Annotated in this window: 15 protein-coding genes; 10 read left to right on the forward strand and 5 right to left on the reverse strand. The window is 44.8% G+C overall.

Translation table 11 applies throughout. From position 1 onward, the window contains the following. Positions 1–25: 25 nt before the first annotated feature. The 7 genes from acnD to OQJ75_RS19150 all read left to right on the forward strand — a co-directional run bounded on the left by acnD (position 26) and on the right by OQJ75_RS19150 (position 9550). A complete protein-coding gene (acnD, locus tag OQJ75_RS19120; protein WP_265974507.1) occupies positions 26–2662 on the forward strand; it encodes a Fe/S-dependent 2-methylisocitrate dehydratase AcnD in 2637 nt (878 codons plus the stop codon). 9 nt (positions 2663–2671) lie between these two features. Next, positions 2672–3844: a 2-methylaconitate cis-trans isomerase PrpF gene (gene prpF, locus OQJ75_RS19125; protein ID WP_265974508.1), complete on the forward strand. Its 1173-nt coding sequence runs from the start codon at positions 2672–2674 to the stop codon at positions 3842–3844. Positions 3845–3960: 116 nt separating this feature from the next. Beyond that, positions 3961–5865, forward strand: a complete 1905-nt coding sequence (locus OQJ75_RS19130; protein WP_265974509.1) for a propionyl-CoA synthetase — start codon at positions 3961–3963, stop codon at positions 5863–5865. A 162-nt stretch (positions 5866–6027) separates the two neighbouring features. After that, a complete protein-coding gene (locus OQJ75_RS19135; RefSeq protein ID WP_265974510.1) occupies positions 6028–6474 on the forward strand; it encodes a hypothetical protein in 447 nt (148 codons plus the stop codon). 246 nt (positions 6475–6720) lie between these two features. After that, positions 6721–7122 carry a glycine zipper domain-containing protein gene (locus OQJ75_RS19140; protein WP_265974511.1) on the forward strand — a complete coding sequence of 134 codons (402 nt, stop codon included), beginning with the start codon at positions 6721–6723 and terminating at the stop codon, positions 7120–7122. A gap of 186 nt (positions 7123–7308) precedes the next feature. Further along, entirely contained in the window at positions 7309–7788 is a 480-nt protein-coding gene (locus OQJ75_RS19145; protein WP_017631230.1) for a GNAT family N-acetyltransferase, read from the forward strand. Positions 7789–8137: 349 nt separating this feature from the next. Beyond that, positions 8138–9550 (forward strand): bifunctional NUDIX hydrolase/phosphatase PAP2 family protein, encoded by a 1413-nt coding sequence (locus OQJ75_RS19150; RefSeq protein WP_265974512.1) that lies wholly within the window; start codon positions 8138–8140, stop codon positions 9548–9550. Between the two features lie 76 nt (positions 9551–9626). On the opposite strand, the gene OQJ75_RS19155 is transcribed toward OQJ75_RS19150, so the two are convergent. Beyond that, positions 9627–10436, reverse strand: a complete 810-nt coding sequence (locus OQJ75_RS19155; protein WP_265974513.1) for a Cof-type HAD-IIB family hydrolase — start codon at positions 10434–10436, stop codon at positions 9627–9629. Positions 10437–10621: 185 nt separating this feature from the next. Between OQJ75_RS19155 and queE the strand changes: the two genes are divergently transcribed. Both queE and queC read left to right on the forward strand, forming a co-directional pair. Further along, the gene (gene queE, locus OQJ75_RS19160; protein WP_323054484.1) at positions 10622–11290 is read left to right on the forward strand and encodes a 7-carboxy-7-deazaguanine synthase QueE; all 669 of its coding nucleotides are present in this window, start codon (positions 10622–10624) and stop codon (positions 11288–11290) included. A gap of 58 nt (positions 11291–11348) precedes the next feature. Continuing rightward, positions 11349–12044, forward strand: coding sequence for a 7-cyano-7-deazaguanine synthase QueC (queC, locus tag OQJ75_RS19165; RefSeq protein WP_248397007.1), 696 nt, complete (start codon positions 11349–11351; stop codon positions 12042–12044). Here the strand turns inward: queC and OQJ75_RS19170 are convergent. The 4 genes from OQJ75_RS19170 to OQJ75_RS19185 form a co-directional block, all read right to left on the reverse strand. Next, positions 12004–14037: a diguanylate cyclase gene (locus OQJ75_RS19170; protein WP_265974514.1), complete on the reverse strand. Its 2034-nt coding sequence runs from the start codon at positions 14035–14037 to the stop codon at positions 12004–12006. The two genes, queC and OQJ75_RS19170, sit on opposite strands and share 41 nt — an antisense overlap. A gap of 162 nt (positions 14038–14199) precedes the next feature. Next, positions 14200–14550: a DUF2750 domain-containing protein gene (locus tag OQJ75_RS19175; RefSeq protein WP_017062305.1), complete on the reverse strand. Its 351-nt coding sequence runs from the start codon at positions 14548–14550 to the stop codon at positions 14200–14202. Positions 14551–14686: 136 nt separating this feature from the next. After that, the gene (locus tag OQJ75_RS19180) at positions 14687–15304 is read right to left on the reverse strand and encodes an OmpA family protein (RefSeq protein WP_248371616.1); all 618 of its coding nucleotides are present in this window, start codon (positions 15302–15304) and stop codon (positions 14687–14689) included. Continuing rightward, positions 15304–16569, reverse strand: a complete 1266-nt coding sequence (locus OQJ75_RS19185) for a TolC family outer membrane protein (RefSeq protein WP_248391011.1) — start codon at positions 16567–16569, stop codon at positions 15304–15306. The genes OQJ75_RS19180 and OQJ75_RS19185 overlap by 1 nt, the downstream gene beginning before the upstream one ends. A 444-nt stretch (positions 16570–17013) precedes the next feature. Between OQJ75_RS19185 and OQJ75_RS19190 the strand changes: the two genes are divergently transcribed. Beyond that, the coding region (locus OQJ75_RS19190; protein WP_266067262.1) for an Ig-like domain-containing protein at positions 17014–18301 on the forward strand (1288 nt) is incomplete at its 3' end.

Below are 18301 nucleotides of genomic sequence, written 5' to 3' on the forward strand. Positions count from 1 at the left end.
GAATTTAACAGATAATGGTGGATGTATGTCTGATGTAAAACTTGAACAAACTCAGTACCCTGATAAAACTCAGTACCGGAAACCTTTACCCGGAACCCATTTAGAGTATTTCGATGCTTGCGAAGCGGTAGAAGCGATATCTCCGGGCAGTTATAAAACCTTGCCTTATACGTCGCGAGTATTAGCAGAACAATTGGTAAGACGTTGTGAACCTGAAACCCTTAATGACAGCTTAAAACAGATTATTGAACGTAAGAGCGACTTAGATTTTCCTTGGTATCCTGCGCGTGTCGTGTGTCATGACATTCTAGGTCAGACCGCTTTAGTTGATTTAGCTGGCTTACGCGATGCGATTGCCGATCAAGGTGGCGACCCTGCCAAGGTGAACCCCGTTGTCGAAACTCAATTGATTGTTGATCACTCTCTGGCAGTGGAACATGCAGGCTTTGATAGCGAAGCCTTTGATAAAAACCGCGCGATTGAAGAGCGCAGAAACGAAGACCGTTTTCACTTTATCGAATGGTGTAAAACTGCGTTTAAGAACGTGAGTGTAATTCCTGCGGGTAATGGAATTATGCACCAGATTAACTTGGAGAAAATGTCTCCAGTGATTCAATCTAAAGAAGGCATCGCGTTTCCTGATACCTGTGTCGGCACCGACAGTCATACTCCTCATGTTGATGCTCTGGGTGTTATTGCAATAGGTGTAGGTGGTTTGGAAGCTGAGACTGTGATGCTCGGTCGTCCGTCTATGATGCGTTTGCCAGACATCGTGGGCGTTAAACTGACGGGTCAACGACAAGAAGGGATAACCGCAACGGATATTGTGCTTGCGATTACTGAGTTCCTTCGAAATGAAAAAGTGGTTTCTAGTTACTTAGAGTTCTTTGGTGAAGGTGCTCGTGCACTGACTATTGGCGACCGCGCCACTATATCGAATATGACACCAGAATACGGCGCGACAGCAGGTATGTTCTATATCGATGAACAGACCATACAATACCTAAAGCTGACAGGACGCGAGCCTGAACAGGTTGAACTAGTTGAGCTATACGCTAAGCGAACTGGCCTATGGGCTGATGACTTAGATTCCGCTCAATACGAACGTGTGCTTGAGTTTGATTTGTCTAAAGTTGAGCGAAATCTTGCGGGGCCTTCGAATCCTCATCGCCGTTTGCCTACCCGCGAACTTGCCCAGCAAGGTATCAGCCAAGCTTCTTGGAAAGAGCAACACGCTGAACAATATTCTGATGAACAAATGCCTGATGGTGCCGTCATCATCGCAGCGATTACCTCTTGTACTAACACCAGTAATCCAAGAAATGTGGTCGCCGCAGCATTGGTGGCTAAGAAAGCCAATCAGCTTGGATTAGTTCGTAAGCCGTGGGTGAAAACGTCATTTGCGCCGGGCTCTAAAGTTGCCAAGCTCTATCTCGAGTCGGCAGGTTTGCTTCCTGAGCTGGAACAATTAGGATTTGGTATCGTCGGCTATGCGTGTACGACATGTAACGGAATGAGTGGGGCGTTGGATCCTAAAATCCAACAAGAGATCATCGACCGCGACCTGTACTCAACCGCAGTGTTATCGGGGAATCGAAACTTTGATGGTCGAATCCATCCATACGCAAAGCAAGCCTTTCTAGCGTCACCGCCATTGGTGGTTGCTTATGCTTTAGCGGGTACGATTCGCTTTGATATCGAAAAAGACAGCCTAGGTACAGACAATAACGGCCAACCAATCTATCTAAGTGATTTGTGGCCAAGTGATGCAGAAATTGATGCGGTTGTCGGTGAGCATGTGAAACCGCAGCAGTTTCAACAGATTTACATCAAGATGTTCCAGCCAGACGAGGAACAGGTGACTAGTGAGCCGCTTTATGATTGGCGACCTCAGAGCACTTATATACGCAGACCTCCATATTGGGAAGGGGCACTGGCTGGTGAGCGAAGCCTTTCTGGTATGAGACCTTTGGCGATCTTAGGTGACAATATCACCACGGATCATCTATCGCCTTCAAACGCGATTCTAGCTTCGAGTGCGGCAGGTGAGTACTTGGCGAAAATGGAAGTGCCGGAAGAGGACTTTAACTCTTATGCGACTCATCGAGGAGATCACTTAACCGCACAACGAGCAACCTTTGCTAACCCGAAGCTGTTTAATGAAATGGTGAAGGACGCTGGAGAAGTCGTGCAAGGTTCATTAGCAAGAGTTGAACCCGAGGGTCAAGTTACGCGAATGTGGGAAGCGATAGAAACTTACATGATCCGCAAACAACCCTTGATTATTGTTGCTGGTGCCGATTATGGACAAGGTTCATCACGTGACTGGGCAGCTAAAGGGGTGCGCTTAGCGGGTGTTGAAGTGATTGTTGCCGAAGGCTTTGAACGAATCCACAGAACCAACTTAGTTGGAATGGGCGTGTTGCCTTTGCAGTTTAAAGCGGGAACCAATCGCAATACCTTACAACTCGACGGTACCGAACTTTACGATGTGTACGGCGACATTGAAGCAGGTTCTGATTTGGCTCTAGTCATCACTCGTAAAAACGGTGAAAAGCTTGATGTTCCAGTAACCTGCCGATTAGACACAGCAGACGAAGTGAACGTGTATAGCGCTGGTGGCGTGTTGCAACGTTTCGCCAAAGACTTTCTCGCCCAGTAGGAGCTTGTGATGAACACTAAACAGATAAAAGTGCCTGCGACCTATATGCGGGGAGGAACGAGTAAAGGTGTCTTCTTTAGCTTGAATGACTTACCTGATTCAGCACAAGTTGCTGGAGAATCGAGAGATAAGTTGTTACTGAGAGTCATTGGCAGTCCAGACCCTTATGGCAAACAAACCGATGGAATGGGTGGTGCAACATCGAGTACCAGCAAAACCGTGATTGTTTCGAAGAGCAGTAAAGCCGATCACGATGTTGATTACCTCTTTGGTCAAGTGGCAATAGACAAGCCGTTTGTCGATTGGAGTGGTAACTGCGGAAACCTATCTGCAGCGGTAGGTCCATTTGCTATTCATAGTGGCTTAGTCGATTCAAACCGTATTCCAAAAAACGGTGTGGTCGAGGTACGAGTATGGCAAGTGAACATAGAGAAAACCATCATTGTTCATGTGCCTATCGTTAATGGTGAAGTCCAAGAGTTGGGTGATTTTGAACTCGATGGTGTCACTTTTCCCTCCGCTGAAATCCAAGTCGATTTTCTAGACCCAGCTGATGCGAGTGGCTCCATGTTCCCAACGGGGAATGTCGTCGATTTTTTAGATGTTCCTGAATTGGGGTGTATCAAAGCGACTTACATCAACGCTGGTATACCGACCATTTTTGTTGATGCGGAATCGGTGGGATATCAAGGTACTGAGCTTCAATCGGATATCAACAGTGATTCGAAAGCTTTGGCATCGTTTGAATCCATCCGAGCACATGGCGCAGTTGCAATGGGACTTATCGATTCCTTAGAACAAGCGGAATTACGTCAACACACACCGAAAGTCGCGTTTGTTGCTAAGCCTCAAGCGTATCAAGCTTCAAGTGGTAAATCGGTTTCAGCTGACGATACCGATCTTCTGGTACGAGCTTTGTCTATGGGGCAACTGCATCACGCCATGATGGGCACAGCTGCGGTCGCCATTGCTTCAGCGGCGAGTGTTCCGGGTACGTTAGTTAACTTGGCAGCCGGTGAGGGTTCCCGTGATTTTGTGACTTTTGGTCATCCATCGGGAACCTTAAAGGTGGGTGCTAAAGCTCTGCAGACGGAAAGCGGTTGGAAAATAGAAAGGGCGATAATGAGTCGTAGTGCCCGAGTGATCATGGAAGGTGCCATTCGTGTGCCTTTTTCTAAGTAAAGCGATTGTCGTGATCAGTTAAATGTTCCGAAAACAACGCTGAGAGAAGAGTGCACCCAAGTGAACGGCCAAAAGCTAGGCGCTTGGAAAAATGGATAAATCATGGAGGAGGCACTATGTCTGCTACGAATCGAATGACTAGAAAAACAGATTACATCACCGAGTATCAATGGGCGAGGGAAGACCCAAATTCGTTTTGGGAAACACAATCACAAGCGATAGATTGGTTTGAGTCACCAAAAACGATCTTACAAACTGACGACAACGGCATTGAACGCTGGTTTCCTGATGGGGTGATGAACACCTGCTGGTTGGCGTTGGATTATCATTGTGAACATGGTCGTGGTGATAAGGTCGCGCTGATTTACGACTCACCCGTTACGGGTATTAAGTCGTCTTACACCTACAATGAGCTTCGCGAACAAGTGGCTAAGACCGCTGGTATGTTGGCAGGACAGGGCGTAACCAAAGGCGATCGTGTGGTTATCTACATGCCGATGATTCCTGAAGCGGCAATGGCAATGCTAGCCTGTGCAAGGTTGGGCGCAGTGCACTCTGTGGTGTTCGGTGGTTTTGCGCCCCACGAGCTTGCGGTTCGAATTGAAGATGCTGAACCTAAAGTCTTGATTACCGCCTCATGTGGTATCGAAATCAACAAAGTTCTGCCGTATAAACCGATGGTTGACCGAGCCATTATGGATAGCCGTTGGAAGCCTGAAAAAGTCGTAGTGTTCCAAAGAGAGCAATGCCTTGCAGAGTTAAACAACGAACGTGATTTGCATTGGCAACAAGCCGTTGCAGGCGCTGAGCCTCATGAGTGTGTGCCCGTTCTGGCGACAGACCCGTTATACATTTTGTATACCTCGGGTACGACAGGTAAACCCAAAGGTGTTGTCCGTGATAATGGCGGCCATGCGGTTGCCATGAAGTATTCGATGAGCACTATCTACGATATGCCGCAAGACGGCGTGTTTTGGGCGGCTTCCGATGTGGGTTGGGTGGTTGGGCATTCCTATATTGTTTATGCGCCACTGATTCATGGTTGTACTACGATTCTGTTTGAAGGTAAGCCAGTCAGAACGCCAGACCCAGGCGCATTCTGGCGAGTGTGTGAAGAGTACAACGTCGATGTGTTATTTTCTGCTCCAACGGCATTTAGAGCCATTAAGAAAGAAGATCCTGAAGGCGAGTTGCTCACCAAGTATGACTTATCATCGCTCAAGTCGATTTTCATGGCTGGCGAGCGTTTAGATCCGCCAACATTGGATTGGGTTGAATCTCATACTAATAAACCGGTTATCGATCATTGGTGGCAAACAGAAACGGGTTGGGCTATTTCTGCCAATCCAATAGGGCTGGAATCTTTGCCTGTAAAAGCGGGTTCTTCAACCAAGCCAGTACCCGGTTACCAAGTGGAGATTCTCAATGAGTTGGGTGAAATCGCACAAACGAATCAACAAGGGTTTGTGGCACTCAAACGACCATTGCCGCCTGGTTGTTTACCCACGGTATGGCGCAATCATAATCGGTTTGAATCCGGCTATTTGAGTCAGTTCCCGGGCTATTATGTTTCTGGGGACGGTGGCTATCTTGATGAAGATGGGTATCTATTTATCATGGGCCGTATCGACGATGTGATAAACGTAGCGGGACACCGTCTGTCGACGGGAGAAATGGAAGAGATCGTGGGTGGTCACCCAGCCATTGCAGAATGCGCGGTAGTCGGGATTCATGATGACTTAAAAGGGCAGCTACCTCTTGGTCTAGTTGTTCTGAAAGATGGCGTGAAGGTTGATGGCGAAGATCTTCAAGCTGAGCTAATCGGTAAGGTTCGAAATGAGATTGGTGCTGTCGCATGTTTTAAGCAAGCCTTAGTCGTCGAAAGGCTACCAAAAACTCGCTCTGGCAAGATCTTACGAAGAACTATCCGACAAATAGCCGAAGGTGAACAATACGTGGTGCCTTCAACTATTGATGACCCAACAAGCCTAACGGAAATTGCAGAAAAGCTCGGTAAATAAAGGCTAGGTTGAATCTGAGTTGTGGCTTGGTTCTTTAAATAGCACTTAGTTTGATGAAGTATAACTAGGCGTGATGCTTCATCTAAACTCTGCTTTATTCATCTCCGAATGCATCGCATTTACTATGACCTCATTATGAAATACAAATAATGAGGTCTTTTTATGCGAGCTTACTTTTTGTTGATTACTTTACTTGTTAGTGGTGCTGCGAGCGCCGGTATTTCAAAGGATGAAGCGAGTAGAGCGCTGCTGGAGGCTTTAAGCCACCCTAAGATATTTAAATGTGTCTCCAAGACGGGTGTCGACTTGTATCAAGCCGTGTTTGATATTGGTGTTGGCTATGAGGCAGACCCAATTAACTCAAAGATGATTGTGAATTCAAGGAAAGGCCGCTTTGAGTATCAAATTCTAGGCGCAGTGAAATCACAAAGAGCAGGTGAAACCGTTGTGCTTACTCGCCATGTCGGAGACGGTGTTCAAGTTGCGGCCATGATTGATGAGGAAAATGGCAAGATACTCGGAATAGGTGATAAACATCATTATCGAGATTGCGGTGTAAGGCCGCCCGCTAGCGTAGTGGATATGCAGAATTTTTGGTCGCAAGGATAAAAGCTCAAGATAAAAGTTGAGATAGATACATTGTAGAAAGAAGAATTATCGAAGCGACCTTAATGGTCGCTTTTTTGTTTTTGATGGAGCAATTCGTATCAAAGGCATATGTCACGCTTTAACTATGTGTTGGTTGAATGATACATAGCTGAACACTATGTATCGTCTAAAGTTAGCTTTATTTATCTCGATAGCGCTTCTATTTAAGATGACTTCATTCCAAACGAAGAACTAAGCGAGACTCCTATGAAATTCACTAAACCTTTCCTTTTAGCGACACTGATTGTGACTCTTTCTGGTTGTGCATCACCAGCAATGGATAACGAAAATGAAAACGCAGCGCGTAACCGTGGCGCTGTGGGTGGTGCTTTACTAGGAGCGACAGCTGGCGCGTTGACTGGAGACGCGAGCCTAGCCGTTAAAGGCGCGGCTTTAGGTGGTGTGACTGGCGGTGTTGCGGGTTCTATGAAAGATACAGACGACGCGCGAAATGCTCAACGAACTCAAGTGACGGCAGACGGCCTAGCACAAGACAATCGTACTGACGCTGAAAAGCGAGTTGCAGAAGTCGAAGCAGAAATTAAGCTTATTGAACTGGAGCAACAGCTTGCTGACCTCAAAGAAAATAAAGACGACAACGGTGCATAAAGTCAGCTCTCTGATTCACGCTTAATCGATTCAATTTAAATCAACAATGGTCACTTTATGTGGCCATTTTTGTATTTAAAACACTCAGTTCAAACAACGAATTAATTCAATAGCTTGTATAGATACTCACTGCAAGTAAACTAGACTCTGTTTAGATATTAATTGGGTTTAAGAAGCGTACTTGTCATGAACGTCACTTTAAGGGCTGCAAAGCATACCGATCTCGAACAACTTAACGAGTTAATGTTCGATCTGCACCACCATCATCACATTGCCTGTCCTGAGCATTTTAAAACAGCAGAAGAGATAGAACAGGAGAAGAGTATTGCAAGATACTTAGATGATCCTGAGTGCTTGGTGTATGTGGCATTAAGAGGTGAACTGATAGTCGGTTTCATTTCGGGACATTTTTGTGAGCTTATTTCTACCGTGAGCAAACCGGTTCAAATGGGCAGTGTAGATGAGCTTTTTGTTTTGCCTGAATATCGAAAAGCAGAAGTCGCCCAGATGCTGTTTAATCGTGTCGAGTCTACTTTTGAAGACTACGGCGTGACTCAGGTTTTTGTTGAGGTTTGGGACTTTAATTCACCTGCCAAGGACTTCTATCAAAAAATGGGGTTCACACCTCACATTCAGTGGATGAGGAAGGCTTTGAACAAAACATAGACAGCGATTTTATGTGGATTTAATTACAATAGGGTCTGTTGACCTTCCGCGCTGATTTTTGCAGCACTTTGTGGGGAATTCATACAAGGCAGAGGCTTTGACATATAGCTAGCCTAGATGAAAACCGATAATGCATTAGAAATGAACCACAAATGCTGCCCGAAGGGTTCGGCTAAAACCGTTTTATTCTTTGTTGAAGACTATTTGCTTAGAATGACTAGGCTACATACTCTTCGCCGCGCCTAAAACGATTTTATCTCGAACAAAACTTCACCACAAAAGATCAGCAGACCCTAGGCTCGATGCATTAGCAGTCTTTTTTCTTTCTATTATTTTTTAGGTAAATTCGTTGGTTATTCGATATTTATTAGTTCTTATTATTTCTCTTTTGAGCACTACTTCCGCTTGGGCGAGTAACACCTTGCCTGATCATATTGCGGGCGCCTTATGTGTAGTGCGTGCTGATAACCAAATCGTGTTGGTCGATGAACTGATCACGGGTCAATTATCTCTGCCGGGCGGCACGGTTGTTTCTGGTGAGCCGCCAGCGATTGCAGCGCAACGTGAAACTTGGGAAGAGGCCGGTTTGTCTGTCACCGTTGGTGATGTGTTGGGTTACACCGACAGCGCCGTTGTGTTTGATTGTGTCTCTGACTCTGAAGTGATCAGCTATCAAGCTAGAAATGAGCTAGGTGGCTTTGAGCTTCCTATTTGGTTTGCTCCTCACTATGGAGTCGAGGTCAGCAGAGCGATGTTACTTCCTCCTACTGAGTTAGAAGCAAACCAATACCGTTACCCAGAACAGTGGTCTGAGATTAACGAACTGTTTCTCTCCGCGACGGATCAGCCAGTGACTTATGTGACTGAGCTGGTGGGCGCTGCGCCGAAAGTTCACCAAGTTGAATTGAGCTGGATTGTGTCACTTCAAAACACGTTCGATAATTTACCGAGTGTGTTTTCTAATACGGTACTTTTGACTGACTTACTCGCAAAGCCTTGGGTTTTCATCATCATCTTGCCGTTAATTGCTTGGCATTTTGGCCGTAATTTCGCATTGAAGTTTGGTTTCACGTTGATATCAGTGACACTGCTTACGCTAATCGCGCACCAAGGCTTTGGTTTCCCACGTCCGCACGCTTATCTTCCAACGTTGAAATTGGTGATGAGCAGTGGCTATAGCTTTCCAAGCCAACTAGCGGCTCTATGGGTTAGTTTAACTTTGTTGGTGCTTTGGAAGCTTAAACGCCTGTTTGAGCAAAAATCCTTGTTGATTGTGCTCGCAGGTCTACTTTGGATTATGTTGTTTAAGTCTTACTCAGGCAGTGCTTTCTTTAGTGATGTCTTGATGGGAGGTATATTAGGTGCGTTAACAACGTGGCATATCGTTAGGTTGGACACCAAGCCTGATGTTGATATCAGTGTGTTATTAAGCTCTAAAGGTGTTTGGTGGGGGCTGTGCCTACTATCAATTGTTCTAACCGTTATCTGGCCACTGCCAACCTTCTCATTCTGGGTGGCTATTTTGATGACGATTGCTTGTTTGGTGACGTTAACGGATTCAAAGCCTTTGGTCGGTCAGTTCTCATTCAAGGTCGTGGTTGGGGTTATTGCGATGTTACTGGCCGGTAACCTGTTGATCAGTTGGGCAGCGAGCTTTGTCTCTTTTAGTGGCATCGCTTCATTTATTGTCGAAACGTTACGTTTTCCAATATTGATTCTATTTGGTGTTGTCGCATTCCGTCTGCCTTGGGCCAGGAAATAGTTAAACCACTCGTGTAAAATAAAAGAAGGCTGTGCACTGCACAGCCTTCTTTGTTTCAACGATACGATTCGAATGCTTACGAGTTGAAGATAAACTTTTCAATCGCAACAGCTACACCGTGGTCGTCATTGCTTGCTGTAATGTAGTCAGCTAGCTTCTTGGTCTCTTCCATTGCGTTATCCATTGCAATCCCTAGTCCTGCGTACTCAAGCATATGGTGGTCGTTTTCAGCATCTCCCATACAGATCACTTCTTCGGCTTTAATACCTAAGTGTTTAGCAATCGCTTCAATACCCACACCTTTGTTTGAATTTGGATTTAAGAACTCTAAGAAGAAGGGTGCACTTTGCACGATCGTAAACTGAGTCTTAAGTTCTTGTGGCAACTTGCTGATGATTTCGGTCAACTTGATTGGCTCAGCAACAATCATGGTCTTGATGATTTCGTGATCGTCTTCTAGTTGAGAAAAGTCGAACTCGGTAATTTTTAAACCATTAATGCGCGCTTCAATGCCAGTGTATTCGTTGTTCTCTGGCGTAATTAAACCATGAACCTTGCTGAATGCATGAATGTAACCACCCAGTTGTTTAGCGAGTGCTGCGATTTCTTTCGCGGCTTTACCATTGCTGATCTCGCTGTGAATGATCTCTTTTGTGGACACATTCTGAACCATAGAGCCGTTGTAGAAGAGCACAAAGTCATCTTCGCCGTTGATTGATAGCTCATCTAGCTTACTCTGCATGCCTTCTAAAGGGCGACCAGAAGCCAGAACCACTTTCACACCTGCAGCTCGAGCTTTAGCAATCGCGTCTTTGTTCTCTTGAGAAATCACTTTTTCACTATTAAGCAGTGTGCCATCCATATCAAGAGCAATCAGTTTGTACATGTTGTTCCTTACTAAAAAATTAAAAGCTAACAAAATCTAATGGACGAAAGGATAAGGGAACTTGAAACTTCAGGCTAGGGCTTTGATCAACTCATTTATCAGTACTCATTTGTTTGACCAAAAGGGGGAAGTGCTTTAAGGTCTGCGGTTGATTAATTTCATCAAATGATTGAGCTGAGGGAAAGTTGTACAAGATTAATGAAATGTTTGAAACCATTCAGGGTGAGGGCGTGTTTACTGGCGTCCCCGCTGTTTTTGTTCGTCTGCAAATTTGCCCAGTGGGCTGTTCTTGGTGCGATACCAAACAGACCTGGGAAGCGTTGCCAGAAGATGAAACTAGCCTTGGCGATATTATGGTTAAGACAGAAGATTCACCAACTTGGTCAGCAATTGATGCTCAAGGAATCGTGAATGAATACATCAAGCAAGGTTACACGGCTAAGCACATTGTGATTACCGGTGGTGAGCCGTGCATTTATGATCTTGTTCCTCTTACTGAAGCATTTGAGCAGCACGGTTGTCGCTGTCAGATTGAGACTAGCGGAACATCAGAAGTTAAAGCCACATCGGATACTTGGGTTACGGTGTCACCGAAAGTGGCGATGAAAGCGAAACTGGAAATCTTAGATAGCGCCTTGCAACGTGCTAACGAAATTAAGCATCCAGTAGGCACAAGCAAAGACATCGAACAGCTTGACGGTTTATTGGAGCGAGCAGCAGTTCCTAACGACACTGTTATCGCTCTGCAACCAATCAGCCAAAAAGACCGCGCTACTCAGCTTTGTATTGATACCTGCATTGAGCGCAATTGGCGCTTATCAATACAAACTCACAAATATTTGAGCATCGCATAGGTTGTATTTTTGCTGGGCAAGATAAGTCGCTAGTAGAAGGTTCTCGTAAGGATTTAAGATGAAAAAAGCAGTGGTAGTATTCAGTGGTGGTCAAGACTCAACAACATGTCTTGTTCAAGCATTAAAAGAGTATGATGAAGTTCATGCGATTACATTTGATTATGGTCAGCGCCATAGACTCGAGATTGAAGTTGCTGAGTCATTGTCGAAAGAACTTGGTGTGAAAGCGCACAAAGTGATGGATGTGACTCTGTTGAATGAACTGGCTATTAGCTCTCTGACTCGTGACGATATTCCTGTATCTCATGAGCTACAAGAGAATGGTTTGCCGAACTCATTCGTTCCTGGTCGTAATATTCTTTTCTTAACGCTGGCAGGTATTTACGCGTACCAAATCGGCGCTGAAACCGTGATTACAGGTGTGTGTGAAACAGATTTCTCTGGCTATCCTGATTGTCGCAATGATTTTGTAAAAGCGATGAATTCTGCGCTTGTACAGGGCATGGACAAGAAGCTTGATATCAAAACACCACTAATGTGGCTAAACAAGGCTGAGACATGGGCGTTAGCAGACCAGTACTCAGCACTTGAGCTTGTTCGCAATAAAACCCTGACTTGCTACAACGGTATCATCGGTGACGGTTGTGGTGATTGCCCTGCATGTGAACTAAGAAAAGTTGGCCTTAACGATTACCTCGGTGATCGCGAATGCATTATGGCGGAGTTGGTTCGCAAACAGACCGAGAATAAATAACATCAGGTAAGTCGATCGGGTCGTTATAAGCATCGATGATGCAGTTTCGGCCGTTGCTTTTAGCTTGATAGAGTGCTTGGTCAAGCACTGAATACAGGTCATCAAAGTCACTTAATGCGTTTGAGGTTGCTAGATAAGCAAAGCTCGCGGTTACATTAAGTGACTTTTTGCTTTCAGATAAGAAGACAGTGCTTGAAATAGCGTAGTGCAATTCTTCAACGCGTTCTCGTACCTCTGATGGTTTGGTATCGGTTAGCATTATGACAAACTCTTCACCGCCTAAGCGACCAAACAATTCACCCTTCATTAAGTGCTTTCTAATTTGCTTACTAATATGGACCAGAGCTCGATCTCCAGTAGGATGACCATGTTCATCATTAATCTTCTTAAACTTATCTAGATCGAACAACACAAGCACATGCCGTTGTTCCGTCTCTTTACAGCGTTTCACTCTTTTGATTCTTCGAATTATCTCAGTCCGGCTATATGCGTTCGTTAAGCCATCAATTGCTGCTTTTGCACGAACTGTTTTGTTTACCAATACCGTAAAGCTTGCAGCGCAAATCAATAGAATGACAACGATGTTGTACATCCACCTTTGATGTTCCATTTTTTCAATTTGAACACGGTCGAGTTTCGCCTGATGTGTCAGGAAAGAGTTTTCAAGTTCTTGTTCATATTTGGCGTGAGTTAGGCCGAGCGCTTCGAGTGCGAGTCGATTGTCAATGTCTCTAGCTTCCATTTGTATTGACGAGTATTGCTGGTAGAAATAGAAAGCTTGTTGGTAATCGCTGAGTGATTGATGAATATCAGAAAGCTGCAAGAGTGACAGGGCGATGTATTTACGCCTTGTTACTTGTTCCGATAATTCTAATGCTTGTTGGCCATAGTTGAGCGCTTCTGTTAGCAATTTCTGTTCTTCGAACATATCGCTGATCGCCAAGTAAGCATTGATGCGAATGACATCATTGCTCAGTTCGCTCGAAGCTGAAAGAGACTCGACTAAGTAGGTTCTCGCCGAATCATAGTCTTTCGTTTGAGTGTACGCTTTTCCTAAGCCAAGACTTGTTAGTGCGATACCATAATTATGCGACGATGAGATCAGCAGTGTTCTTGCTGTCTGAAAATTGTCAATTGCTAGATCACTTTGCTCTTGATTAAGGTAGAGATCTGCAAGGCTGTGATGTACTTGTGCTTTCATTAAATCTGAAGCGTTCGCTCTGAGAATGAGTGCTTCCTCTAGATACTCCGCTGATTTTTCATATTGCTCTAATTCTTTGAGTAAATTACCCACATCGTTATAAATCCCTGAAATATCATGCCCTTGTGGGAACACGTTTATCAGTGATAAGTAAGTGTCTAATGCTGATTGATAGTCACTGCGGAAATGGTGATTGTTTGCGATGACTCGATAAGTCCCGAACTTTGGTAATACGGGGTCAGCGATGTCATGTAAATCTGACTGAAGTGCAGAGCAGTAATAGTTCGCTTGATGGTATTTAGCTTGTTCGTTAAGCGATCGGCATAGTTGGTACTTTAGTAACGCTTTTCCAGTCAAATCACTGCGAGATTGCATTTTCGCCAAAAGTGCTAAAAAACCTTGTTGCGCTTCCTTATATTGGCCTTTACCGTCTTTCATCAGAGCAGAAATAAACGCGGTTTCTATCGCTTGGTAGTCACTGTCGTTTGAAGCGATTCCGTAGAACGGTTGATCTCGGTGGCTCATGTATTGATACAGAAGAGATGCAAGGTAAAGCTTGTCTCCGTAAACTGTTGAGCCGACATAGCGTGTTTGCAGCATGTTTAATGCGCGCTCAGGGGAGTGGTTTAAAGTAGAGAGATAAAGCGCGTTCCAATCGGCATTTGGAGTAGCATTGACGTCTAACTTGGAGGCATAGATTGATGAATTGTGGTCACGATCTAACGTTGATAATTGGCTGTAAGAATTAAAACTAATGAGAAGCAGAAAGGTAATAAAAACGGAGTGGATCACGAGAGACTATCAATCAGATAAAGAACGATATTCTATTATTAATTTGACATTGCTTCAAATTTTGAATGATGTGGCTATGAGGTTATGCGAGGTAGGTCTCTTATTTGTTGATATTAATCAGAGGTATATCGGTCGCACGATTCGCACGACCGATATCGGAAATTAGATGTATAATTTCGCTAGGTCAGAAGGCTCAAGTTCTTTGCCTTCTAAAGTTGCATTCCAGTTAGTACCAACAAGAACGCCGTCTTCAGCAAGAGTCAGTAACCAATCTTCTACAAAGATATCTAGTGGAATTTCTAATACTTCGAAGTCAGCCCACTCTTCAACGTTGTGAGTTTGAGCATCTTCTTTTGAAGACCAAAATGGCATCACTTCACTGTTTTCGAATTCACTTGAGTCACATGCTAGCCAACCTTCTTCATTGCGAAGGCCCCATACCAGTTTAGTTTCTTGTGTTTCAGAAACGAAAAGTTCTAGATTTGCTTGAGTATCAGCTGTTAGTTTGCTCATGGATTAATTCTCTATGTTGATAACGGGGCAAGATTAACATTATAGACGGCTTAGGTACATGCTATTCAAGGAATTATCACCATACTGAAACGTCAACTTAAGATAGCGATTCAGTATGGTGAAAGTAGTGTACAAGCTACTTTTTGATTTTGGTGAAAATGTGCCACTCTTCTTTAATGTTACCTTTAAATCCTGCAACAGAAGCGACAACCTTCCGATGTAATGCGTGATTGATTTGGGTGTCATCACTACTAAAATCAGAATCACCGTGACCGACGATATTCACTCTCGACGGTTGAATGCCATTGCTGATAAGTGCGCGCCTTACGTGTGATGCTCGGTCTTTTGACAGCTTTAAATTATGTTCAGCATTACCCACTTTACTCGCGTAGCCTTGTAATTCAATCGTCGTGCCCTCGTAACGCTTCAAAAATGCGGCCATTTGGCGTATCTGACTAAGAAAGGCAGGGTTAATTTCTGTAGAGTTATTGGCGAAGAGTATATGAAGCTCTCTTTTCTCTGATGACTCGAAATATGAACCACAACCGTCGTTATCGATCTCAGCACCAATTTGTGTGTCGGGACATAAATCTCGCGCGTTGATTACACCGTCATTGTCATCATCTTGAAGGTCGTAAATTTGAGTAACAGGTGGAAGGGCACGATATTCAAATTCGTCCTCGTTGTTTTCAGCTAAAGCATTGGCAGATACAACCATGAAGCAAAGCGATAATACGGTGTTGGTAAGCTTCATTAATATTCCACCTTTTCATTCCATTCTTCTGGGATCTCAACTCGTAAACCGATGAGTAGGTTACCAGTTGCGTTCATTACGCGATATTTTGCGTATTGCTCGTCATATTTAGCATCTAAATAGCCTTTACGAGCTTCGAATAATTCATTCTCGGTGTTAAGCAAGTCGAGAAGGGTACGTTTACCGATGCGGTACTGTTTCTCATATGAGATAACCGTGTCTGATGCCGAGTCTACGTGGTCAGATAGGAACTCTTTCTGCTGAACCGTTAAATCAAGTGCGCTCCATGAAAGACGTAGACTCTCTTCTACGTTGCGGTAAGTGCTTTCACGAAGATCTTTGGCTTTGTTGAGTTGGTAGGCTGCACTTTCCGCGCGGTCTTGATCCGAACCACCGTTGTAAAGGTTGTATCTTAAACGAACCATAGCAGAAAACTCATCGCTGCTGCCTTCTGTACCACCGGCGTCATCACGCCAAGTTTGTGCGGCTTCAAAAGAAACAGTTGGGTAGTTGGTACTTTTAGATTGTTTGTATTGGAACTTCGCTGAGTCAACATCGGCTTGTGCAATCTTGATGACTGGATGCTGGTTAAAGGCTTTTGCCAACGCACCATCAACCGTGTAAGGAATTGCGCCAGCATCTGCGCGAGGGAAAGTTAAACCTAAAGGAGATTGACCTACAAGTCTTTTAAATTGTGTATGCGTATCAAAAAGGTTGTTTTGAGCCGCGAGTAGGTTGCCGTGCGCTTTCGCAATACGAGCTTCTACCTGTGACATGTCCGCCGTCGAACCAATACCTGACTCAACACGTTTACGAATATCGCTATATATCTCTTTGTGCGTGGCTAGGTTGTTTTCAGACAGGGAAAGCACTTCATAGGCTTTCACTGCGTCAAGATAAACTTTTGTGACTTCTAAAGCGATGTCTTGCGCGTTAGATAGTAGTTGATAGCGTACAGACTCTGCATCTGCGGCAGTGCGGTCGATGTCATTTGATGTATTAGCACCATCCCATATCAACTGGGTCAACGTGATCGTTGCTTCTTTTCTAGTCAGATCTGTTGTGTCTTGGTTTGTAGCAAGATCAGTATGTTCGTAACCAATGCCACCATCTAAGTCTATACTTGGTCGATAAGCACCACCAGAAGCATCGTTAAGATAACGCTTACTGATATATTCATTATAAGCACTTTTGATTTCAGGGTTGCTTTCCAACGTAAAAGCAACAGCTTGCTCAAGAGTTTGTGCAGCAGCAGGAAAGGTCAGTGCTACAGCTAGTCCTACGGTCGTCGTTTGAATCCTATTCAATTTGCATCTCTCCAAAATGAGTCACACCCGAATCTTAATTTTGCACGATAATATACAAAATTCAGATGAACCGCCAAAAAAATTACGATCGCTACAACTGGCGCTCATAAATGGTTGTAAAGTTGTTAACCGATCGCTGTGCGTATTATGATGTTTTGATGCACTTAGAATACCTATTAATATGTCAATTATTTTCCTTTAGCACAATAACTTATATCAAATTTAGAGGTGCTTTGAGTATTGGTATGTGTGACCATTGTCATCATGGTGTATACGGCCTTGTTAAAATATGCATTCATAACTATGAATTATATAGTGTTAGGTGTTATATTTTATCTAATATTATAAATACAATGTCACTATTTTGACGTTTTGATTGAGAAATGGGTTTTAGGGGTTTATATGGATATGACAGTATTGAATGCGAGCGGTGTATTAGCACTTGGTCAACGCATTGTTGTTTCAGTAGATGGTACAATTAAAGTCCTAGAAGACGGCCAACCATTGCAAGCGGGGGATGTCATTCTTGAATCCCAAAGCGAAAACTCTGAGTCTCCAATTTCAGTCAAGCGTTTTTCGCCTGAAGATGGCGGTGAAGTAGAACTAGACCAAGACATTGCAAATATCTTTGCGGCTTTAGAAGAAGGTCAAGATCCGACGGAACTCGGAGAAGAGTTTGCAACAGCCGCCGGTGAAAGTGGTTCAAGCTTAGTGAGTAGCGGGACCATTGAGCGCGACGGTGAAGAAACTATTCCAGGCACTGAATTTGTAACGACGGGCTTTGAAGCGCTGGGTATGTCTCGCACCCAAAGCCTGAGTCTTCTTGATGCTTTTCGTTCGGATAACCTAGGCACAGACAGCGAGACCATAGGTGACACAACGGCTCCAGATGCGCCAACACTGACACTTGATACGGACTCTGGCTCAGCGGCGGATGACTTCTTAACCAACGACGGCAGCTTCACAGTCGGCGGCACAGAAGAGGGTGCGACAGTCGAATACCTCGTTGACGGAAACTGGACGACAACCGCACCAGTGCCAACGGAAGGTGATAACACGATCACCGTTCGTCAAACCGACGCAGCGGGTAATACATCAGGCAGCAGCGAGCTGACGTTCACTCTAGACACAACAGCTCCAGATGCGCCAACACTGACACTGGATACGGACTCTGGCTCAGCAGCGGATGACTTCTTAACCAACGATGGCAGCTTCGCAGTCGGCGGCACCGAAGAGGGTGCGACAGTCGAATACCTCGTTGACGGAAACTGGACGACAACCGCACCCGTACCAACGGAAGGTGACAACACGATCACCGTTCGTCAAACCGACGCAGCGGGTAATACATCAGGCAGCAGCGAGCTGACGTTCACTCTAGACACAACAGCGCCAGATGCGCCAACACTGACACTGGATACGGACTCTGGCTCAGCGGCGGATGACTTCTTAACCAACGACGGCAGCTTCACAGTCGGCGGCACCGAAGAGGGTGCGACAGTCGAATACCTCGTTGACGGAAACTGGACGACAACCGCACCCGTACCAACGGAAGGTGACAACACGATCACCGTTCGTCAAACCGACGCAGCGGGTAATATATCAGGCAGCAGCGAGCTGACGTTCACTCTAGACACAACGGCGGCAAGCCAAGATGATGGCTTGAACAGCATCGTGTTCGACGATGACTTGG

The organism is Vibrio sp. 14G-20, assembly GCF_026241515.1.
Taxonomy (GTDB): domain Bacteria; phylum Pseudomonadota; class Gammaproteobacteria; order Enterobacterales; family Vibrionaceae; genus Vibrio.